Origin of the sequence: Kitasatospora papulosa, from assembly GCF_000717245.1 — a bacterium.
GTDB lineage: Bacteria > Actinomycetota > Actinomycetes > Streptomycetales > Streptomycetaceae > Streptomyces > Streptomyces papulosus.
In genome coordinates, this window is sequence record NZ_JNYQ01000001.1 from 1 (window position 1) to 21551 (window position 21551).

Below are 21551 nucleotides of genomic sequence, written 5' to 3' on the forward strand. Positions count from 1 at the left end.
ACTGCAGGGGGGACCCTGTGGGAGAGTAGGACGCCGCCGAACAATTATTCCGGGAAAGCCCCGTGCCCTTGTGGCACGGGGCTTTTCTGCGTTCCGGGCACTTTCCCGGCAGTGGGGCGTCATCGTCGCGAAGAAGGCGGCCTGTGCGGGCCTCCGTGAACTGGGAGGCGCCAAGGTGCGAGGGCCGTTATTCACGGCCCTCGCATGCACTCCCTACAGTCGGCCGGCCGCCTTAAGAGCGAGGTAGGCGTCTGCCAGTGCCGGTGCGAGGGTCTCGGGTGAAGCGTCGACGACCGTGACGCCATGACGTCGGAGCTGGTCGGCTGTGCGGCGGCGCTGGGCCTGCGTCTGAGTGCCGGCCGCGGCCTCGTACACCGCGTCCACTGTGCCCCGCGCCTGGGCCATTCCCTCGACGTGAGGGTCCGCGACAGCCGCGACGAGGACCGTGTGGCGCCGGGTGAGCTGTGGCAGAACCGGTAGGAGACCGTCTTCGACGGGCGCGGCGTCCAGCCCGGTGAGCAGGACGATCAGGGAACCACCAGGAGCGTTCGTCATTGCCGCTGTGGCGAGACCCCGTGCGTCGGTTTCCACGAGCTCGGGCTCCAAGGTTGCCAGAGTGCCGACGAGTGTCGAGAGGACGTCTCCTGCTGCCGTCCTGCCCTGCACCTGGGCTCGGACACGCCGGTCGTAGGCGATCAGGTGCACGCGGTCCCCGGCGCGGGTGGCAAGGGCCGTGAGGAGCAAGGTGGCGTCCATGGCGGCGTCGAGGCGCGGCACGTCGCCCACCCGACCCGCCGACGTGCGCCCTGTGTCCAGTACGACAAGGATGTGGCGGTCCCGTTCGGGGCGCCAGGTGCGGACAGCGACCCCGGACTGGCGTGCGGTGGCCCTCCAGTCGATGGAGCGGGTGTCGTCCCCCGGTACGTAGGCGCGAAGGCTGTCGAACTCCGTGCCTTCCCCACGGGTGAGCACGCTGGTCCGGCCGTCCAGTTCACGAAGCCGGGCGAGCCGTGACGGCAGGTGTTTACGGCTGGTGAAGGGCGGCAGGACCCGGACCGTCCAGGGCACACGGTGATACCCCTGACGGGCCGCGAGACCGAGGGGGCCGAGCGATCGGACCGTGACGCGGTCGGCCTGCCGGTCTCCCCGCCGGGACGGGCGGAGGAAGGTGGTGAGGCGTCGGCGTTCCCCGGCGTCCAGGACGAACCGGTGCCGGGACGAGGTCTGTTCGTTCTCCGAAGTCCAGCTGCTGGGCGGCCACGCGTCGCGGAGATGGGCACGGAGCCGGCGCCCGGACGGATTGGTCACGGTGAGTTGCACTGATGCGGTGTCGCCGAGTCGAACGGATGTATCACCGGATCGGGTGAACTGGAGGCTGCGCACTGGCGCGGCCAGCGCGTAGTCGCACAGAATTGCCAGTGACAGGGGGACATTGACCGCGAGCACGCCCGCCCAGCTCGGGGCCAGTATGCCTACGGGGAGTGATCCCAGCGCCGCCACCAAGGCGGCCCGTCCGGTGAGGGCCATGGTCACCGCCTCACCGGGGGACGGGGACGTGGGCGAGCACAGCGGTGATGACGGAGTCCGCAGTGACTCCTTCCATCTCCGCTTCAGGTCGCAGCTGTATGCGATGACGGAGTGTGGGAAGGGCGAGGGCCTTCACGTCGTCCGGGGTGACATAGTCCCGGCCCGTGAGCCAGGCCCAAGCCCGCGCGGTGGAAAGCAAGGCGGTGGCGCCTCGGGGGGAGGCGCCCAGGGTGAGTGAGGGGGATTCACGCGTGGCACGGCAGATATCCACTACATAGGCGGCGATCTCGGGGGACACCGACGTCGTGGCGACCGCCTTTCGCGCAGCTTCGAGGTCGGCCGGTCCTGCCACGGGTCGAATGCCCGCGGCTTTCAGATCCCGAGGGTTGAATCCCTCCGCGTGGCGAGTGAGCACGTTGATCTCGTCCACGCGCGAGGGGAGGGGGACGGTCAGCTTGAGCAGGAAGCGGTCCAGTTGGGCTTCGGGCAGCGGGTAAGTGCCCTCGTATTCGACGGGGTTCTGGGTGGCCGCGACCAGGAAGGGGTCGGGCAGGGGCCGAGGTGACCCGTCGATGGTGACCTGGCGCTCCTCCATGGCCTCCAGCAGGGAGGACTGAGTCTTGGGAGGGGTGCGGTTGATCTCGTCGGCGAGCAGAAGGTTGGTGAACACCGGTCCGGGCTGGAAGGAGAACTCGGCGGTGCGGGCGTCGTAGACGAGTGAGCCCGTGACATCACTCGGCATCAGATCCGGGGTGAACTGCACACGTTTGGTGTCCAGTTCGAGTGACGCGGCGAGTGCGCGGACCAGGAGGGTTTTGGCGACTCCGGGTACGCCTTCCAGAAGCACATGGCCCCGGCACAGGAGCGCGACGACCAGTCCGGTGACTGCCGGATCCTGTCCGACCACGGCCTTCGCGATCTCGGAACGCAGAGTTTCCAGGGATGCGCGAGCGCTGTCGGCGTTCGTCACGGCCACGTGGGTGTCCGTGGCTGCCGCGAGCTCGGCGGTCTCCGGTGTCGGGGCGCTCATGAGATACGTACCTCTCTTTCGAGGGCGTCGAGTTGATCGGTCAGAAGGACAAGAGCGGCGTCGTCGGCTGGAGCCGGGCCGAAGAGAAGGGCGTAGGGGTCACTGCCCGGTGTGCCGAGTCGTGCGGCGACGGCGGGAAGGAGTACCGCGGGGGAGTCGGCGTCCTGTGCGGACATGCCGAGGAGAGGGGCGATGCGGTGACGTGTGTCGGCCCGCAGGGCGGCGGCGGCGCGGTCGCGGGCGTCGGCACTCCGGTAGAGGCGGGCCCGCCCTTCGGTGGATTCGGAGGCCCTGATGGCAACCGGCAGCTGTTCGGTGACCAGAGGCCCGAAGCGGCGGCCGCGCCAGATGGCGGCGAGAGCGGCGGCCAGGGCGAGTTGGAGGGTGCCCCAGAGCCAGCCCGGGGGGATGAGGCTGATGAGGCCGTTCTCTCCCCCTGCTTCGTCGCCGGCGGCGCTGTCCCTGCTGTCCGCGCCGCCGTTCCGGCCTTCGGCCGCGGAAGGATCATCGAGCGAGGGGAGGTACCAGAGGAGATGTGGCCGCGAGCCGAGGAGTTGCAGAGCCAGCGAGGCATTGCCCTGCTGGTCGAGACGATCGTTGTGGAGAATGCCGGGGGAGCCGAGCAGCACCGTGTCGCCGGCTCCCCGTCCCGGCAGGACGAGCAGCGAGGCGAGTTCGTCGTCCGGGTAGCAGGCGGTGGCACCCGGTGCGTCCGTCGCGTAGTGGATCCCGCCCATGTCGGCGACTCCCGCACTGCGGGCCGCAGACAGTTCGCAGCGTGGGGCGCGTGCCGTCACGGGGCCGCGTTTCTCCGGGTGTACGCCGGGGGCGAGGCGGTCTACGGAGGAGCCGCCGGGAGAGACGAGCACGGTACGGCCCCCCGATCCGGCGGTCGCGTCGTGGAAGCGGCGCTGCTGGTGGGCGGTCAGCGTGTTGGGACCGGTGACGAGCAGGGTCGTGTCGGGGCCTGTGGCGTCGGCGGCCTCGTCCAGGGTGGTGACGACGTCGACGGATACGCCGCGCTCCTTGAGGAGTTCGGCGAGGGCCCGGCTGCCGTACGGGTCTGCGGACCGGGGATCGAGTCGGCCGTGCTGGTCACCGGAGCGTACGGCGGCGAAGGCGACGCCCGCGACGACGAGGATGAGGACGGCGAGCAGCACTCCTCGGACACGCTGCCAGACCTGCTGGGGAGTACGGGATTCCGAGGTGGTGGAAACGGCCGCGGTGGCGGTCAACCGGTGCCCCCCTGGGCTGTGCCCGTGGCCAGGAGCGGCTTCGTCGCCTCAAGGTCCACGTCGAGCGTGCAGAGGGCCAGATACGTCGCCTCGTCGGCGGATCGGCCGCCGTACGCGACGTCGTCGAAGGCGCGGGCCGCTTCGCGGAGCCGGGCGGCGTGCGCCGGCATCAGCCGGCCGGCCTCGGCAGCTGCCTCGTCCGCGGTGCGGCCGGGGCGTGGGTCGAGCACGGCCCGGTCCTCCAGGGCGCGCACGAGGGCGCGCATCCGTTCCTGGACTGCTTCGGTCCAGCGCTGGGCCTCGGCGTGCGCGGAGGCCGCAGCGCGGTGGTCTGCCGCGCCACGGGCGGTGCTGCCGAAGAGCGTCTCCGGGGAGCGGGCGGTGCGTCGAGGTGTGCCCAGCCGCCACCACAGTGCGGCGGCCAGGCCCACGACGGCGAGGACGACCACGACCAGGCCGAGTGGGCCGCCGGGCGCGGCCCCGGCGGCGCCGGCGAAGAGATCGCCGATCCAGTCCCAGAAGCGGTCGAGGCCGCGTTCGAGAAGGTTCGGATCATGTTCGTGGTACATCGGGTCGGACAGTTCGTCCCGTGCCGCTTCACGTGCGGGTACACGTGAGGTGTCCACGGGTATCTCCTCGCCCGCCCCGATGAGCCGCATTGCCGCGGCACCCCCCGCCCCCGTCACCGCATCAGCTCCTGGGGGTCTCGTAGCCGGGCACGCCTGCTGCCCGGGCGAGCTCCAGGTCGAGCGCCTCGCGGCGGATGCGCTGGTCGATGTAGAGCATTGCCATCACGCCTGCGGTGAAGGGATAGACGAGCGTCGAGACGATCACTTCACCGATGCCCGTGACGATCAGGAAGGGCCAGCCGAAGTCCGTCGAGTTGCTGTTGAGGAGCTCGCTCAGGCCGTTGCTGTCCAGCGTCATCGCCAGGATGCCGAACGGGATGGTGATGATCAAGGCCAGAACGATGACCAGCAGGTAGGTGAGCGCGAGGATGCCGAATGTCCGCCACCAATTGTTCTTGACCAGCTTGGCGGAGCGGCGGAGCGCAGCGATCACGGGCTGCCGTTCCAGCATCAGTGCCGGCGCTGCCAGCGTGAAGCGGATCATCAGCCAGAGCACGACGATGCAGGAGGCGAGGAAGCCGAGGAAGGTCAGGACGATCCCGCCCGCCCCACCGCCCAGGGCGAGGCCCGGAAGCAGGCCCACCACCATGATCCCGGCGCTCATCAGGCTGAGCAGAAGGGTGAGTCCGAGCAGTGGAAGGAGGCGGGGCCGGGCCTCGGACCAGGCTTCGGAGAGCGTCACGCCACGGCCCAGCACGGAGCGGCTGATCACGACGGTGAGGACCGAGGTGGTGAAGAGGGTGGCGATCATCGCGATGAGCGTGCTCGGGGCGCTGTTGACCAGTTGCGACTGTGCCGACTCGGTGGCCTGGCGGATCGCCTCCGCGCCCGTCGCGTTCGGGTCGATGGACTTCTGTTCCGGCAGGACGTAGCGCTGCAGGAGGATGATCGCGATCTCGGCGATCACGGAGACGGTGAGGCTGATGCCGAGGACCGTGCGCCAGTGGGTGCGCATGGTGGACACGGCGCCGTCGAGGATCTCGCCGACGCCCAGGGGGCGCAGCGGGATCACGCCCGGCTTCGCGGCCATGGGCGGTCCGCCCCAGCCCGGGCCCTGGGGCATGCCGCCCCAGCGTGGGGCCGGTGGCGGTGTGCCCGGCCCGTTGCCGGGGGCGCTCGGTGGGGACCACTGCCCCGGAGGCGGCTGTGCGGGAGACCACTGACCGCTTCCGTCAACGGGCGAGGAGGGTTTGGGGATTCCCGTCTCCTGGCCGTCGGAGGGGGCGGATCCGGGCGAGGCCCAGCCCGGAGAGTCGTTCATCGTCGCTCCTTCACAGTCCTGCCCGCTCATCGGGGCGGCAGGTTGCCAGCCATCGTGCCACGCGGCGCCGCCGTGCGGACCTGGGGCCGTATCTCCTTCTTGCCGTCGTGCGCGGGCGGTTCAGCGGGCAGACTGGGCGGATGGCTGATCAGGACGCGCAAACGCCGGTGGTTGTCGACCCTCCGGCCCTCTCCGTACTCCGCTGGGACGAGTCTCCGGATGGTCCCGCGGTGGTCCTCCTCGACCAGACGCGGCTGCCCGCCGAGGAGACGGAACTGGTGTGTGCCGATGTGCCCTCACTGGTGCGGGCGATCCGGACGCTCGCGGTGCGGGGGGCTCCTCTGCTGGGCATCGCCGGGGGGTACGGGGTGGCGCTGGCCGCCGTGCGGGGTGAGGACGTGGCTCAGGCCGCCGACCTGCTGGAGCGGGCGCGGCCCACCGCGGTGAACCTCGGGTACGGGGCGCGTCGGGTGGCACGGGAGTACCGGGCGGCTGTGGAGAGCGGGGCCGGCCAGGAGGTCGCCGCCGCCGTGGCCCTCGCCGAGGCGCGGGCGCTGCACGAGGAGGACGCGGCGGCCAGCGGACGCATGGCGCAGTACGGTCTGGACCTGCTGGCGGAACTGCTGCCGGGAGGAGGCGGGCACCGGTTGTTGACCCACTGCAACACCGGAGCGCTCGTGTCCGGCGGTGCGGGGACCGCCTTCGCGGTGGCGCTGCGCGCTCACCGGGAGGGCAGTCTGCGGCAGCTGTGGGTGGACGAGACGCGGCCGCTGCTCCAGGGCGCGCGGCTGACGGCGTACGAGGCTGGTCGCAACGGGATGCCGTACAGCCTGCTCACGGACAACGCGGCGGGTTCGCTGTTTGCGGCGGGGGAGGTGGATGCCGTACTCATCGGGGCGGACCGCATCGCTGCGGACGGCTCGGTGGCCAACAAGGTGGGCAGCTATCCGTTGGCGGTGCTCGCGAAGTACCACCATGTGCCGTTCCTCGTCGTGGCACCGACGACGACGGTGGATCTGGAGACGATGGACGGTACATCGATCGTCGTGGAGCAGCGCTCCGCGACCGAGGTGACCGAGATCACACCGAAACCGGGTGTGCCGACCGGAGGTGGGGGCGGGGGCATGGCCGTCGCACCCCCGGGGGCCAAGGCGTACAACCCCGCATTCGACATCACGCCGCCCGAACTGGTCACGGCGATCATCACGGAGGAGGGTGTCATTTCCCCGGTCACGGGGGTCGGACTGGCAGAGCTGTGTGCCAGGTCATCGCAGGTAACGATTAGCTAATGGGATGATGTCGTTTATGAAGGGACGCGTCCTTGTCGTCGACGACGACACCGCACTGGCCGAGATGCTCGGCATCGTGCTGCGGGGAGAAGGTTTCGAACCGTCGTTCGTAGCGGACGGCGACAAGGCACTGGCCGCATTTCGAGAGGCCAAGCCCGACCTGGTGCTGCTGGACCTCATGCTGCCCGGACGGGACGGCATCGAGGTCTGCCGGCTGATCAGGGCCGAGTCAGGTGTGCCGATCGTCATGCTCACTGCCAAGAGCGACACGGTCGATGTGGTGGTGGGCCTGGAATCCGGGGCCGACGACTACATCGTCAAGCCGTTCAAGCCGAAGGAGTTGGTCGCCCGGATCAGGGCACGTCTGCGGAGGTCGGAGGAGCCCGCGCCCGAGCAGCTGACGATCGGGGACCTCGTCATCGACGTGGCCGGTCACTCGGTGAAGCGGGAGGGGCAGTCCATCGCCCTCACCCCGCTGGAGTTCGACCTGCTGGTCGCCCTCGCCCGCAAGCCGTGGCAGGTCTTCACCCGTGAGGTGCTGCTCGAGCAGGTGTGGGGCTATCGCCACGCCGCCGACACCCGTCTGGTCAACGTGCACGTGCAGCGTCTTCGCTCGAAGGTCGAGAAGGACCCGGAGCGGCCGGAGATCGTCGTGACCGTCCGCGGTGTCGGTTACAAGGCCGGACCGAGCTGACATGACCCTGGGCAGCGCTGCTCCGCCACCCGGGGTGCCCGGGGCCCGTACGGAGCGGGCTGCCGGTCCGGCACGGAGCACTCCCCGTTTCGGCAAGGTCCCGCTGGGCCGCCGGTTGTTCCGCGACCGGACGTCCGGCGGGCCCGTGCCGCGGTTGTTGATGCGGTGGATCAGCGGGCCGCTGCTGCCGGCCGTCCGGTTGTGGCGGCGCAATCTCCAGCTGCGCGTCGTGGCGGGAACACTGCTGATGTCGATCGCCGTGGTGCTCCTCCTCGGCTTCGTCGTGATCGGGCAGGTCCGTAACGGCCTGCTCGAGGCGAAGGGCAAGGCCGCGCAGACGCAGGCGGCCGGCGGGTTCGCCGCCGCGCAGACGAACGCGAACGCGCCACTGGTCCCGGGGGACCAGAGCGAGGAGAGCGCCGACGGCATGACGGCCAACACCTCCTGGCGCACGGAGCTCGTCGATCAGCTCGCCAGTGGTGGTACGAACGCGTTCAACGTGGTGGCGCTCAGTGCGGACTCCGTCGGCCACGACACGACCAGCCGCGCCCCACGCGGCTCGGGCAGCGTGGAGGCGTCGAGCATCCCGCAGAGGCTGCGGGACGACGTAGGGAAGGGCGCCGGCGCCTTCCAGACGTACTCACTCATCCGGTACTCGTACGGCAAGGACCCGGAGCCCGGGCTCGTCGTCGGCAAGAGGCTCTACGACGTCGACCACAACCCGTACGAGCTCTACTACCTCTTCCCGCTCACGCAGGAGGAGAAGTCGCTGACCCTGGTCACGACGACGCTGGCCACGGCCGGCCTGTTCGTGGTCGTGCTGCTCGGCGCCATCGCCTGGTTCGTGGTGCGTCAGGTCGTCACGCCCGTGCGGATGGCGGCGGGGATCGCCGAGAGGCTCTCCGCCGGCCGGCTCCAGGAGCGGATGAAGGTCACCGGCGAGGACGACATCGCCCGTCTCGGTGAGGCCTTCAACAAGATGGCGCAGAACCTTCAGCTGAAGATCCAGCAGCTGGAGGAGCTCTCCCGCATGCAGCGTCGCTTCGTCTCCGACGTCAGCCACGAGCTGCGCACCCCCCTGACGACCGTGCGGATGGCCGCCGACGTCATCCACGAGGCACGTGTCGACTTCGACCCGGTCACGGCGCGTTCCGCGGAGCTGCTGGGCGACCAGCTCGACCGCTTCGAGTCGCTCCTCTCCGATCTGCTGGAGATCAGCAGGTTCGACGCTGGGGCCGCGGCGCTGGAAGCCGAGCCGATAGATCTGCGTACGGTCGTCCGACGGGTGATCGGTGGCGCCGAGCCGCTGGCCGAGCGCAAGGGAACCCGGATCCGCGTCGTGGGGGACGAACAGCCCGTGGTCGCGGAGGCCGACGCGCGCCGTGTCGAGCGGGTCCTGCGCAATCTCGTCGTCAACGCCGTCGAGCACGGCGAGGGCCGGGACGTCGTCGTGCACATGGGCGTCGCGCAGGGAGCCGTGGCCGTGGCGGTCCGGGACTACGGCGTGGGACTCAAGCCGGGCGAGGCGACCCGGGTCTTCAACCGCTTCTGGCGGGCGGACCCGGCCCGTGCCCGCACCACCGGCGGCACCGGCCTGGGGCTCTCGATCGCGGTCGAGGACGCCCGCCTCCACGGCGGCTGGCTGCAGGCCTGGGGCGAGCCCGGTGGAGGATCGCAGTTCCGGCTGACCTTGCCGCGTACGGCGGACGAGCCGCTGCGCGGTTCGCCGATACCGCTGGAGCCGGAGGATTCCCGGCGTAACCGCGAGGACCGTGAGCGTGAGCAGGCGGTACCGGCGTCGGACGAGCACCGGCTGATGTCCGTACCGAACCAGACGGGTTCCACGCCGCGCTCCCACCTGGGTGTGCCGGCGCACGGTACGGCGGCGGCGCGGACGCCGGTGTCGGTCCATCCGGCGGCACTGCCGGGCAACGGGGCGCGCGTGGTGTCGCGTCCGGCCGCGGACCGCGCGGACACGGGCATCGACCCCGGGACACAGGATCCGGAGCAGGAGGACTCCACACGTGGACACTGACCGCCGACGGGGCGGCCGCGGCCGGGCGGTGCGGTTGTCCGCGCTGCTGGGCTGCGGCGCCGTGGTTCTGGCCGGGTGCGGAGCGATGCCGGTCACCGGTGACGTCAAGGCGGTCGACGCCTCGCAGCCGGGCGATTCACAGGTGCAGGTGTACGCCGTCGCGCCGCGGGAGGGCGCCTCGCCCATCGAGGTCGTCGACGGCTTCCTGGAGTCGATGACCAGCGACGACCCCGACTTCCGGACCACCCGCAAGTACCTGACGGCGGAAGCGGCCCGCACCTGGCAGCCCGGCGAGGGCACCACGGTGCTCGCGAAGGCACCCAACCGCAACGGGCCCACGATCCACGACAAGGAACGCAGGACCACCGAGACCACGTACACGCTGACCGGCGAACAGGTGGCGGCGGTCGACGCGCAGAGTTCCTACCGGCCCCTCGCACCGTCGGAGTACGACCAGATGCTTCATCTGGTCCGTGAGAAGGGGGCCGACGGCAAGCAGGAGTGGCGCATCGACATCGTGCCCGACGGCTTGGTGCTCGGGCAGTCCGACTTCAAGCGCCTCTACCGGTCGGTGAACAAGTACTACTTCGCCGGCGGGCGTCCGGACGACGAGTCCGCACTGGTCGCGGACCCCGTCTACGTGCGGAACCGCACGGATCCCGTCACGCGGATGGACACGGCCACACAGACCGTGCGGTCGCTGCTGGAGGGTCCTTCGAACTGGCTGACGCCGGTGGTCGACTCCCGGTTCCCCGAGGGCACGGCGCTGAGGGCCGGGGTCACCTCGTTGGCGCCGGACGACCAGAACGTGCTGAAGGTGCCGCTCAACAAGAAGGCCGACAAGGTCGGCCGGAACGCCTGCCGGATGATGGCCGCGCAGGTGTTCTTCACCCTGCGGGACCTGACGTCCGCCCGGGCGGGGCAGGTGGAACTGCAGGGCGCGCGCGGTCCGCTGTGTTCGCTGGGGGCCGACGAGGCCGAGGAGTTCGCCTCGGACCGTGGCTCCCCGAGCCCCGACAGCCAGTACTTCGTCGACGACGAGGGGCGCGTGCAGCGGATCCCCGGCAGCAGCAAGGGCGGCGGTGACCCCGAGCCGGTGACCGGTCCGCTGGGCAGCGGGACGGTGGTCATGGGCGCCGTGGGCGTGGCCCGCGACGAACAGCAGGCCGCCGCGGTCTCGGCGGATCAGCAGCACCTCTACGTGTCCTCCCTCGTCGAGGAGAGCGAGCCGGCCGCCCCTGTGGTGACCAGTAACGCGAAGCGGACGGAGGACCGGCTGTCGGCACCGAGCTGGGACGGCGGGGGTGACCTGTGGGTCGCCGACCGCGATCCGTCGGATCCCAGGCTGCTGCGTCTGGTGGACGGTGCCGGAGAACCGCAGGAGGTCTCGGTCCCGGGCCTGAACGGTGGGCGGATCGAGTCCCTCCGGCTGTCGGCGGACGGGGTCCGGATCGCTCTGCGGGTGTCGAGGGACGGGCACACGACCCTGCACATCGGCCGCGTCGAGCGCCATGGTTCCGGCGAGGACGAGCAGGTGTCGGTGGAGGACCTGCGCCAGGCCGCACCCCAGCTGACCGACGTGACCGCCGTCTCCTGGGCGGGCCGCAGCCGTCTCGTGGTGGTCGGGAAGGAGGAGGGCGGTGTACAGCAGGTGCGTTACGTGCAGGCGGACGGTTCCACCTCGTCCTCCGGGGTCCTGCCGGGGGTGAACCAGGTGACCGCCGTCGCGGCCGCGGACGACGACCAGCTCCCGCTGATGGCGGACACCGAGAGCGACGGGATCGTGAAGCTGTCGCCGGGCGACAACTGGCAGACGGTTCTCAAGAGAGGCTCCTCGCTGGTCTACCCGGGCTGAGCCGGCCGGCGGCCCGCGACCCCGAAGCCCCACCGGTGGACCGGGGCGCGTGTCCCGCGGTGGGTGTTCCCGGCTCCTCACAGGGTTGTCCACAGGGGTTGTCCACAGGGATGGCCGGGTTTCCGCCGCCCGGGCACAGTGGAACCGTGCGGAGTCGATGGCGGGAGATCGTCGGGCTGGTGCTGCCTGTGGCCTGTGAGGGCTGCGGCAGGCCACGGACAGAGCTGTGCGAGGCGTGCGCCGCCGCGCTGACAGTCGGACCGAGCCGTGCGAGACCGACGCCCGAGCCCCCGGGGCTTCCTGTCGTCCACGCTGCGGCGCCGTACGAGAACGCCGTACGCGCGATGCTGCTGGCCCACAAGGAGCGCGGGGCACTCGGGCTGGCGGGAGCGCTCGGCGGGGCGCTGGCGGCCGCTGTGCGGGCCGGAGCGGGTGATGAGGGCGACGAGGGCCCGCTGCTCCTGGTCCCCGTGCCCTCGGCGCGGCGGGCCACGGCACGGCGAGGGCATGACCCGGCGCGCAGGATCGCGGCCTCGGCCGCGGCAGGTCTGCGGCGCGGGGGCACACGGGCCCGGTTGCTCACGGCGTTGCGGCAGCGGCGTGCGGTGGCTGACCAGGCGGGGCTGGGGGCCAGGGCCCGGCAGGCGAACCTGGCGGGCGCGCTCGTGGTGGCGGACGGCGCCCGGAGGCTGCTCGCCGGGGGCCGGGTCGTACTGGTGGACGACCTGCTGACGACGGGCTCGACACTGGCGGAGGCGGCACGCGCCGTCCGCGCCGCGGGAGACGTCGGCGGTGCCTCGGCGGAGAGGCTGCGGGCCGCCGTCGTCGCGGCTTCTCCGAGTGCTTTCGAAATAAACCGGAACGGACAGATGACTTCCATCGTTGCAGGTGGTGAGTGGGTAAAGGGCCCCGGCCGGAGGTACGCGTGAGTAGCGGGTGCCGATACGGCGGTGGGCAGGCTATGTTCGGTTGTGAGGGGCGGTGAATTCCGCACTTCGACGAATGCACCACCAGGTTGCGGGCAGGTAACCCACCGGCAGGCCGGAAGCCTGCAATTCGGTGGGGTGGAGTCCTCGCCGACGGGGGAGGAGGAGGTGAAAGCCACCGAATCCGCGGCTCCGGCGATCACCGGGGTCTGGTGCAAAAGGGAGATGCTCCGCCGTCGAAGCGGAGCGATCCGGGAACGGAGTTCTGCGTGGACATCGTCGTCAAGGGCCGCAAGACCGAGGTGCCCGAGCGGTTCCGCAAGCACGTGGCCGAGAAGCTGAAGCTGGACAAGATCCAGAAGTTCGACGGCAAGGTGATCAGCCTCGACGTAGAGGTGTCCAAGGAGCCGAATCCCCGTCAGGCGGACCGTGCGGCAAGGGTGGAGATCACGCTCCGCTCGCGCGGGCCGGTCATCCGGGCGGAAGCGGCGGCAGGCGACCCTTACGCAGCGCTGGACCTGGCCACCGACAAGCTGGATGCGAGGCTGCGCAAGGAGCACGACAAGCGCTACAGCAGGCGCGGTAACGGCCGGCTGTCGGCGTCCGAGGTCGCGGAGGTGGTGCCGGGGGCCGCCTCCTTCAACGGGGACGGCGAGCTCATCCCCGAGGAGACCACGCCGTCCGTGCCCACCACCAGGATCGGTTCGCTCGAGGTCCAGGGCGAAGGGCCGCTCGTGGTGCGCGAGAAGACGCACGTCGCAGCGCCGATGACACTCGACCAGGCGCTCTACGAGATGGAGTTGGTCGGGCACGACTTCTATCTGTTCGTGGACTCCGAGACCAAGGAGCCCAGTGTCGTCTACCGGCGGCACGCCTACGACTACGGCGTCATCCACCTGAGGACCGACCCGCTGGCCTCCGACGAGGCGGGCGGCGCGGGCGGCGCGCTCGGCGGCTGACACCCACCCGTCACAGCCGGTACGCGGTGCCCCTGGAGCGTCTGTGCGACCTCGGGGGCACCGCTTCGGCGGCCAGGCATGAAATCATGGGCCTCCCAAGCCAATCGGTGCGCTGCGCACCGCTGTTGGCGGGCAGCCTGTGACCTCAGGCAGTGGCTTCAGGGGGAGGAACGATGGCGGACACCTTCGGGCCCGTGCGCGGGACGAACGACGTCGGCGGCGTTGCCGCCGCGGAATCCGTCGCGGACGACGGCAGCCCCCACAAGGAGCCCATCAGGGTGCTCGTGGTGGACGATCACGCCCTCTTCCGCAGAGGCCTGGAGATCGTCCTCGCGCAGGAGGAGGACATCCAGGTCGTCGGAGAGGCGGGCGACGGGGCGGAGGCGGTCGACAAGGCCGCCGACCTGCTGCCCGACATCGTGCTGATGGACGTCCGGATGCCCAAGCGCGGCGGCATCGAGGCCTGTACCTCCATCAAGGAGGTGGCCCCCAGCGCGAAGATCATCATGCTGACGATCAGCGACGAGGAGGCTGACCTCTACGAGGCGATCAAGGCGGGCGCCACCGGTTATCTGCTCAAGGAGATCTCGACGGACGAGGTGGCCACGGCCATTCGCGCCGTCGCGGACGGGCAGTCCCAGATCAGCCCGTCGATGGCCTCCAAACTGCTCACCGAGTTCAAGTCGATGATCCAGCGCACCGACGAACGCCGGCTCGTACCCGCGCCGCGGCTCACCGAACGTGAGCTCGAAGTGCTCAAACTCGTGGCCACGGGCATGAACAACCGCGATATCGCCAAGGAACTGTTCATCTCCGAGAACACGGTGAAGAACCACGTGCGCAACATCCTGGAGAAGCTTCAGCTGCATTCCCGGATGGAAGCGGTGGTCTATGCCATGCGGGAGAAGATCCTCGAGATCAGGTAGCGCGGCGACGCGATGACGCGGCGCGCCCGCCCGGCGCCTACGGGAGGACGCGGGCGATCTCCGCCGTGAGCGGCTCCCGCAGTTCCGGTGCGTCGACGCGCTCCAGCCGCACATCAGTGCAGCCGACCCACGACGCGGCCTCGGCGAGGGCCTGCGCCATGTACGGCACGGACTTCGCGCCGTCCAGGGACACCTGGCGGGCGACCAGGGTGGATCCCTCCCTCGCCGGGTCGACCCTGCCCCGCAGCAGACCTCCCGCCAGCAGCGGCATGGCGAAGTAGCCGTGAATCCGCTTGGGCCGGGGGACGTACGCCTCCAGGCGATGGGTGAAGCCGAAGATCCGCTCGGTGCGCGCCCGTTCCCAGATCAGCGAGTCGAACGGTGACAGCAGTGTCGTGCGGTGGCGTCCGCGCGGTTCCGAGGCCAGGGCCTCGGGGTGCGCCCAGGCGGGCTTCGCCCAGCCGCGCACCGACACCGGAACCAGTCCGGAGTCCGCCACGACGGCGTCGAACTGCTCGGCCTTGAGCCGGTGGTAGTCGGCGATGTCCGCCCGGGTGCCGACGCCCAGCGACCGCCCCGCCAGGGCGACCAGCCGGCGCAGGCACTCCGCGTCGTCCAGGTCGTCGTGGAGCACGGCGTCCGGGATCGCGCGCTCGGCCAAGTCGTAGACCCGCTTCCAGCCACGCCGCTCGGTGCACACCACCTCGCCGTACATCAGGGCCCGTTCGACGGCGACCTTGGAGGCGGACCAGTCCCACCACTCGCCGCCGTTCTTCGCACCGCCGAGCTCGGTCGCCGTCAGCGGGCCCTCCGTGCGCAGCTGCTCGATCACCGTCTCGTAGGCCCCGTCGGGCAGGTCGTGGTTCCAGTGCGGCCGGGACCGGTAGGCGCGGCGGCGGAACGCGAAGTGCGGCCACTCCTCGACCGGCAGGATGCACGCGGCGTGCGACCAGTACTCGAAGGAGCGGCCCCCCGACCAGTAGGCGTCGTCGACCGTGCGGCGGCCGAGCGCTCCGAGACGGGCGTACGGCACGAGCTCGTGCGACCTGGCGAGGACCGAGATGGTGTCGAGCTGGACGGCTCCGAGGCGGCGCAGCACGCCATGGACCCCGCCCCGGCGGTCGGGAGCGCCCATGAGGCCCTGGGCGCGCAGAGCGATACGGCGTGCCTGGTCGGCGGAGAGTTCCAGGACGGGCGGCGGCAGGGACGTCATGCGTCGACCCTAGAGCGCGCCACTGACACCCGGGGCCGGCCGGTAGGGACAGGTGCCGGGCAGCCCCAGATCGGCAGGGAGCAGTGAGCCGGTCCAGGTGTCACGCCGTATCCCTTTGTTCAACAGGGCCGACCGCTGCTCACCCTCCATGCGGAAGCCGGCACGCAGGGCCACCGCCCTGGACGGGGTGTTGCCGATCTCCGCCCGCCATTCGAGGCGGTCCGCCCGGAGCGCGGTGAAGGCCCAGCGTGCCGCGGCGAGCACCGCCTCCGTCGTGTAGCCGGCGCAGCGGTGCTCCTTCGCCGTCCAGAAACCCACTTCGAAGGTGCCCGGCGCCGTGCAGCGGTGGACGCCGAGCGCGCCGAGGAGCGGCCCGCCGTCCCGGCGTACCACCGCGAAGTTGTACGCGGTGTCCTCCTGCCAGCCCGCGGGCGCCAGCTTCTGCGTCCACAGCTCCGCGTCGGCGCGGGAGTACGGGGAGGGGATGACGGTCCAGCGCTGGACGTCGGGGTCCTGGCAGCCCGTGTATACGGCTTCGGCGTCCTGCGGGACGAAGGGACGCATCAGCAGGCGTCCGGTGGTGAGGGTGATCGGTTCCATGCGGCGATTCTGGGGATGCCGGGCCCGGGACGCGAGCACTTTCGGGGCTTCCCGGCACCTTCCGCGCCTTCCGGCCGTTGTCCTGTGAGGGCGCGGTGAGGGTAACGCGGCAGCAGCCCTCCCGGCGCGGCGTGGTCCTCGCTTACGATGGCCGTTGCGGTGGGGCCTACCTGCCGTGCCCGCGCCAGAGTCCATAACACGACCCAGTGCCAGGCCCGACCGGCAAGGAGACCAGCCTCAGTGTCCGTCTTCAACAAGCTCATGCGTGCAGGCGAAGGCAAGATCCTGCGCAAACTGCACCGCATCGCGGACCAGGTCAGCTCCATCGAAGAGGACTTCGTCAACCTCTCCGACGCCGAGCTGCGGGCGCTCACCGACGAGTACAAGGAACGGTACGCGGACGGCGAGAGCCTGGACGACCTGCTTCCCGAAGCGTTCGCCACGGTCCGTGAGGCCGCGAAGCGCGTCCTCGGACAGCGCCACTACGACGTCCAGATGATGGGCGGTGCCGCCCTGCACCTCGGCTATGTGGCCGAGATGAAGACCGGTGAGGGCAAGACCCTCGTCGGTACCCTGCCCGCGTATCTCAACGCGCTCTCCGGCAAGGGCGTGCACCTGATCACGGTCAACGACTACCTGGCCGAGCGTGACTCCGAGATGATGGGCCGGGTGCACAAGTTCCTCGGTCTCGAGGTCGGCTGCATCGTCGCCAACATGACTCCGGCCCAGCGCCGTGAGCAGTACGCCTGCGACATCACGTACGGCACGAACAACGAGTTCGGGTTCGACTACCTCCGCGACAACATGGCGTGGTCCCAGGACGAGCTCGTCCAGCGCGGCCACAACTTCGCCGTGGTCGACGAGGTCGACTCGATCCTCGTCGACGAGGCCCGTACCCCGCTGATCATCTCCGGCCCGGCCGACCAGGCCACGAAGTGGTACGGCGACTTCGCGAAGCTGGTCACGCGTCTCACCAGGGGTGAGGCGGGCAACCCGCTGAAGGGCATCGAGGAGACCGGCGACTACGAGGTCGACGAGAAGAAGCGGACCGTGGCCATCCACGAGCCCGGTGTCTCCAAGGTCGAGGACTGGCTCGGGATCGACAACCTCTACGAGTCGGTCAACACCCCGCTCGTCGGTTACCTGAACAACGCGATCAAGGCCAAGGAACTCTTCAAGAAGGACAAGGACTACGTCGTCATCGACGGCGAAGTCATGATCGTCGACGAGCACACCGGCCGTATCCTCGCCGGCCGCCGTTACAACGAGGGCATGCACCAGGCCATCGAGGCGAAGGAAGGGGTGGACATCAAGGACGAGAACCAGACGCTCGCCACGATCACCCTGCAGAACTTCTTCCGCCTGTACAGCAAGCTCTCCGGCATGACCGGTACGGCGATGACCGAGGCCGCCGAGTTCCACCAGATCTACAAGCTCGGCGTCGTCCCGATCCCGACGAACCGGCCCATGGTCCGCGCCGACCAGTCGGACCTGATCTACCGCACCGAGGTCGCGAAGTTCGCCGCGGTCGTCGACGACATCGCCGAGAAGCACGAGAAGGGACAGCCGATCCTGGTCGGCACGACCTCCGTCGAGAAGTCGGAGTACCTCTCGCAGCAGCTCTCCAAGCGCGGTGTCCAGCACGAGGTCCTCAACGCCAAGCAGCACGACCGTGAGGCGACGATCGTCGCCCAGGCCGGCCGCAAGGGCGCGGTCACGGTCGCCACGAACATGGCCGGCCGAGGCACCGACATCAAGCTCGGCGGCAACCCGGACGACCTCGCCGAGGCGGAGCTGCGTCAGCGCGGTCTCGACCCGGTGGAGCACGTCGAGCAGTGGGCGGCCGCCCTGCCCGCCGCGCTGGAGAAGGCCGAGCAGGCCGTGAAGGCGGAGTTCGAAGAGGTCAAGGAGCTCGGCGGGCTGTACGTGCTCGGCACGGAGCGGCACGAGTCGCGGCGTATCGACAACCAGCTGCGCGGCCGTTCCGGCCGTCAGGGCGACCCGGGCGAGTCCCGCTTCTACCTGTCGCTGGGCGACGACCTGATGCGGCTGTTCAAGGCGCAGATGGTCGAGCGCGTCATGTCGATGGCCAACGTCCCCGACGACGTGCCGATCGAGAACAAGATGGTGACCCGCGCGATCGCCTCCGCGCAGTCGCAGGTGGAGCAGCAGAACTTCGAGACGCGTAAGAACGTCCTGAAGTACGACGAGGTGCTCAACCGGCAGCGTGAGGTGATCTACGGAGAGCGTCGCCGTGTCCTGGAAGGTGAGGATCTGCAGGACCAGATCCGCCACTTCATGGACGACACGATCGACGACTACATCCGCCAGGAGACGGCCGAGGGCTTCGCCGAGGAGTGGGACCTCGACCGGCTGTGGGGCGCCTTCAAGCAGCTCTACCCGGTGAAGGTCACGGTCGAGGAGCTCGAGGAGGCCGCGGGCGACCTGGCCGGCGTGACCGCCGACTTCATCGCGGAGTCCGTCAAGGACGACATCCACGAGCAGTACGCGGAGCGGGAGAAGACGCTCGGCTCGGACATCATGCGCGAACTGGAGCGGCGTGTGGTCCTGTCGGTCCTGGACCGCAAGTGGCGTGAGCACCTCTACGAGATGGACTACCTCCAGGAGGGCATCGGCCTGCGGGCCATGGCGCAGAAGGACCCGCTGGTCGAGTACCAGCGCGAGGGCTTCGACATGTTCAACGCCATGATGGAGGGCATCAAGGAGGAGTCCGTCGGCTACCTGTTCAACCTGGAGGTCCAGGTCGAGCAGCAGGTCGAGGAGGTTCCTGTGGAGGAGGGCGCGGAGCGCCCCTCGCTCGAGAAGCAGGACGCGCCGGTGGCGGCGGCCGCGGGCGGGCGGCCGGAGATCCGGGCCAAGGGCCTGGACGCGCCGCAGCGTCCGGACCGGCTGCACTTCTCCGCTCCCACCGTGGACGGGGAGGGCGGCGTCGTCGAGGGCGACTTCTCCAACGGTGACGGTGCGCGGTCCGAGGCGGACGGGATGACGCGTGCGGAGCGCCGCAAGGCGCAGAAGAGCACGGGTGGCCGGCGCCGCAAGAAGTAGCGCTCGCCCGTCCGATGTGACGACGCTCCGGCCCGGACACCGATCGGTGTCCGGGCCGGAGCGTTTCCCGGGACCTCCTGCGAAGCCGTGGGAGAGCGTCTGCGGCCTTTCCGTGCCCCTTCGGCCCCAGCGCGTTCTCCAGCACCTTGGGAAGGCCGCAGAGAGGCGGCAGGGAGGTTCTGGAGGCCCCGGCAGGTGCCGCCAGGCGGTCCTCGCGGGGGCGGGCCCGTCACGTCATCGGAGCGCCGGGAGACGTTCGCCGCCGAGGTCGATCGCCGCGCAGCGCCAGCGCAGGTCAGGGCCCTGTTCCAGGCGGAAGGCCATGGCGCGGACCTGCTCACCGGTGGCGATGCTGGCGAAGGCCTCGACGACGCCGGTGGCCGGCTGGGTGCCGCGGCAGGCTCGCACCACCGGCCGCCTGCCGCCCGCGCGGAGCGGGGTGTCGGGCGCGAGCTCGGCGAGCTGGTCGTACGCCTCGCCGATCGTGTGGCCGAGCATCCAGTGCACCGGGCGCTGGCCGCTGAGGACGGCGAGCAGGCGTTCCGCGAACCACTGGTGCGGGCGGAGCGGCCGCCGGGGCCGTTGCTGCGGCACCGTGCCCGGCCTGCTGCGGTCGTGTCGTCCGGCCGGCCTCGTCCTGTCCGTGCTCATGCTCATAGCCCCCGTGGCTGCTGTCCGGAGCCCGGGCGATACCGGGCGGTAACTTCTGCTGGGCATCTTCTACGGGGCCGGTCGCCGGCCCCGCAACCGGCGTCGGGGGCCGGCCGGGCGTCCGGCGGGATCACCTATCCGGGTGGCAGGCCCGGTGCCGCAAGGGAACGGTGAGGGTGACGGGCCTCGCGCCGTGGACGGCGGGGGCCGGATCGGCAACCCCGAAGGGGGACGTCGCACGTATCCTGAGGGCGTCATCGACTACGGAAGCGGTCATCCATGCGTGTGTACGTCCCCCTCACCCTCTCCGGTCTCGCCGCGGTGCACGGGGCGGGCGAGATCGGTCCGGGGCCGCTCACCGCCTACGCCGTGACGCCCGGTCTGCGCGAGTGGTACGTCTCCGACGACATCGAGGAACTGGAGTACGCGGCGCTCACCCGGGCCGCTTCCGCCTCGCTGCGGCTGATCGCCGGCCGGCCGGACGAGACCCGGCGCCGGGTCGTGGTCGCCCTAGACGTGCCGGACGGGGCGGTCACCGCCGACCCGGACCGCGTCCAGGACGCCTCGTCGCTCGGCGAGGTGCGCGTCGCGGACGCGGTGGCGCTGTCGAAGGCCGCCGCCGTGCACGTGGACGCCGACGGGGCGGAGGAGGACGTCGCCGCCGCGGCAGCGGCTCTCGGCGCGGCCGCCGACCGGGGCGACGACGACGCCCGTTCCACCGTGGACGGGGCGGAGGACCACGAGCTGCTGTGGTTCGGGATCCAGGAGATCCCCGGCCTCATCGCCTGAGGTCCCGGTGGCGGCGCCGGGGCCGCTGTCGTAGGGGGCGAGTATTTTTTCCGTATGGCGACACCCGGGAAGCACCGCACACATCTGGTCTGGGACTGGAACGGCACACTCCTCGACGACATCCACGCGGTCCTGGGGGCGACGAACGCCGCCTTCGCGGAGGTCGACCTGGCGCCGCTCACGCTGGAGCAGTACCGCGCGACGTACTGCGTGCCGATACCCAAGTTCTACGAGCGGCTCCTGGGCAGGCTCCCCACGCCCGCCGAGTGGGAGCGCATGGATGACCTCTTCCACCGCCACTACACCGAGCAGCGGGCCGCCTGCGGGCTGACCGAGGGCGTCGAGGAGCTGCTGGTCCGGTGGCTGCGCGGCGGCCGCAGCCAGTCGCTGCTGAGCATGTACGGGCACGAGCACCTGATCCCCGTGGTCCGGGGGTACGGCATCGAAGGCCACTTCGTGCGCGTCGACGGCCGGACCGGACCCTCGGGCGGCAGCAAGGCGCTGCACATGGAGCGCCACTTCGAGGTGCTCGGAGACATAGCCCCCGAATCCGCGGTGGTCATCGGCGACGCGGTCGACGACGCCGTGGCCGCGGCCCACGTAGGTGCGCGCGCCGTGCTCTACACGGGCGGATCGCACAGCCGCAGCAGCCTGGAGGCGGCCGGTGTGCCCGTCGTGGACACCCTGGCCGAGGCCGTGGCGCTGGCCGAGCTGATGGCGGACTGAGGCCTCGGCCGGGCGACACCACGGCCGGAACGCGCCGAAGACCCGTCCCCGTCGGAGCGCCGGAGGCGCCGGTCCGTGTGCGTGCCCTTACGTGCAGAGGCGATCCCGTGCGATGTCCAGAGTGTCAAAGTTCGAGGTGT

18 protein-coding genes are annotated in these 21551 nt (G+C 70.5%); 10 read left to right on the forward strand and 8 right to left on the reverse strand.

All coding sequences use genetic code 11. The features are described 5' to 3' along the window. Positions 1-213 precede the first annotated feature (213 nt). The 5 genes from IA22_RS0100005 to IA22_RS0100025 are packed head-to-tail and all read right to left on the reverse strand — an operon-like array spanning position 214 to position 5682. Positions 214-1527 carry a DUF58 domain-containing protein gene (locus IA22_RS0100005; protein ID WP_030122338.1) on the reverse strand — a complete coding sequence of 438 codons (1314 nt, stop codon included), beginning with the start codon at positions 1525-1527 and terminating at the stop codon, positions 214-216. A 10-nt stretch (positions 1528-1537) separates the two neighbouring features. After that, a complete protein-coding gene (locus IA22_RS0100010; RefSeq protein WP_030122339.1) occupies positions 1538-2557 on the reverse strand; it encodes an AAA family ATPase in 1020 nt (339 codons plus the stop codon). Then, positions 2554-3792, reverse strand: a complete 1239-nt coding sequence (locus IA22_RS0100015) for a DUF4350 domain-containing protein (RefSeq protein ID WP_030122340.1) — start codon at positions 3790-3792, stop codon at positions 2554-2556. Before IA22_RS0100015 ends, IA22_RS0100010 begins: the two co-directional genes overlap by 4 nt. Further along, positions 3789-4478, reverse strand: a complete 690-nt coding sequence (locus tag IA22_RS0100020) for a DUF4129 domain-containing protein (protein ID WP_014155926.1) — start codon at positions 4476-4478, stop codon at positions 3789-3791. The genes IA22_RS0100015 and IA22_RS0100020 overlap by 4 nt, the downstream gene beginning before the upstream one ends. 4 nt (positions 4479-4482) lie before the next feature. Then, positions 4483-5682 carry a DUF7847 domain-containing protein gene (locus IA22_RS0100025; RefSeq protein ID WP_030122341.1) on the reverse strand — a complete coding sequence of 400 codons (1200 nt, stop codon included), beginning with the start codon at positions 5680-5682 and terminating at the stop codon, positions 4483-4485. Positions 5683-5822: 140 nt separating this feature from the next. Here IA22_RS0100025 and mtnA point away from each other — a divergent pair, with 140 nt between their 5' ends. The 7 genes from mtnA (at position 5823) to IA22_RS0100060 (ending at position 14366) form a co-directional block, all read left to right on the forward strand. After that, entirely contained in the window at positions 5823-6971 is a 1149-nt protein-coding gene (gene mtnA / locus IA22_RS0100030; RefSeq protein ID WP_081889721.1) for an S-methyl-5-thioribose-1-phosphate isomerase, read from the forward strand. A gap of 4 nt (positions 6972-6975) precedes the next feature. Continuing rightward, entirely contained in the window at positions 6976-7665 is a 690-nt protein-coding gene (gene mtrA, locus IA22_RS0100035) for a two-component system response regulator MtrA (protein ID WP_187282414.1), read from the forward strand. A 1-nt stretch (position 7666) separates the two neighbouring features. After that, a complete protein-coding gene (gene mtrB / locus IA22_RS0100040; protein ID WP_030122343.1) occupies positions 7667-9700 on the forward strand; it encodes an MtrAB system histidine kinase MtrB in 2034 nt (677 codons plus the stop codon). Then, positions 9690-11555, forward strand: coding sequence for an LpqB family beta-propeller domain-containing protein (locus tag IA22_RS0100045; protein WP_245229533.1), 1866 nt, complete (start codon positions 9690-9692; stop codon positions 11553-11555). Before mtrB ends, IA22_RS0100045 begins: the two co-directional genes overlap by 11 nt. A 146-nt stretch (positions 11556-11701) precedes the next feature. Then, positions 11702-12484, forward strand: a complete 783-nt coding sequence (locus tag IA22_RS0100050; RefSeq protein ID WP_030638783.1) for a ComF family protein — start codon at positions 11702-11704, stop codon at positions 12482-12484. Positions 12485-12750: 266 nt separating this feature from the next. Then, positions 12751-13440, forward strand: a complete 690-nt coding sequence (hpf, locus tag IA22_RS0100055) for a ribosome hibernation-promoting factor, HPF/YfiA family (RefSeq protein ID WP_015577417.1) — start codon at positions 12751-12753, stop codon at positions 13438-13440. Between the two features lie 173 nt (positions 13441-13613). Further along, positions 13614-14366, forward strand: a complete 753-nt coding sequence (locus IA22_RS0100060) for a response regulator (RefSeq protein ID WP_014155932.1) — start codon at positions 13614-13616, stop codon at positions 14364-14366. 37 nt (positions 14367-14403) lie between these two features. On the opposite strand, the gene IA22_RS0100065 is transcribed toward IA22_RS0100060, so the two are convergent. Together IA22_RS0100065 and IA22_RS0100070 are read right to left on the reverse strand one after the other, a co-directional pair. Further along, on the reverse strand, positions 14404-15579 hold the full coding sequence (locus IA22_RS0100065) for a winged helix-turn-helix domain-containing protein (protein ID WP_030122346.1): 1176 nt from the start codon (positions 15577-15579) through the stop codon (positions 14404-14406). A gap of 9 nt (positions 15580-15588) precedes the next feature. After that, positions 15589-16179: a GNAT family N-acetyltransferase gene (locus IA22_RS0100070; protein WP_030122347.1), complete on the reverse strand. Its 591-nt coding sequence runs from the start codon at positions 16177-16179 to the stop codon at positions 15589-15591. A gap of 240 nt (positions 16180-16419) precedes the next feature. Here IA22_RS0100070 and secA point away from each other — a divergent pair, with 240 nt between their 5' ends. Next, positions 16420-19245, forward strand: a complete 2826-nt coding sequence (gene secA / locus IA22_RS0100075) for a preprotein translocase subunit SecA (RefSeq protein ID WP_014155935.1) — start codon at positions 16420-16422, stop codon at positions 19243-19245. Positions 19246-19479: 234 nt separating this feature from the next. On the opposite strand, the gene IA22_RS0100080 is transcribed toward secA, so the two are convergent. Then, positions 19480-19896, reverse strand: a complete 417-nt coding sequence (locus tag IA22_RS0100080) for an Rv3235 family protein (protein WP_030122348.1) — start codon at positions 19894-19896, stop codon at positions 19480-19482. A 279-nt stretch (positions 19897-20175) separates the two neighbouring features. Here IA22_RS0100080 and IA22_RS0100085 point away from each other — a divergent pair, with 279 nt between their 5' ends. Then, on the forward strand, positions 20176-20685 hold the full coding sequence (locus tag IA22_RS0100085; RefSeq protein ID WP_015577413.1) for a DUF6912 family protein: 510 nt from the start codon (positions 20176-20178) through the stop codon (positions 20683-20685). Between the two features lie 54 nt (positions 20686-20739). Continuing rightward, positions 20740-21411 carry an HAD family hydrolase gene (locus IA22_RS0100090; RefSeq protein ID WP_014155938.1) on the forward strand — a complete coding sequence of 224 codons (672 nt, stop codon included), beginning with the start codon at positions 20740-20742 and terminating at the stop codon, positions 21409-21411. Positions 21412-21551: the final 140 nt, after the last annotated feature.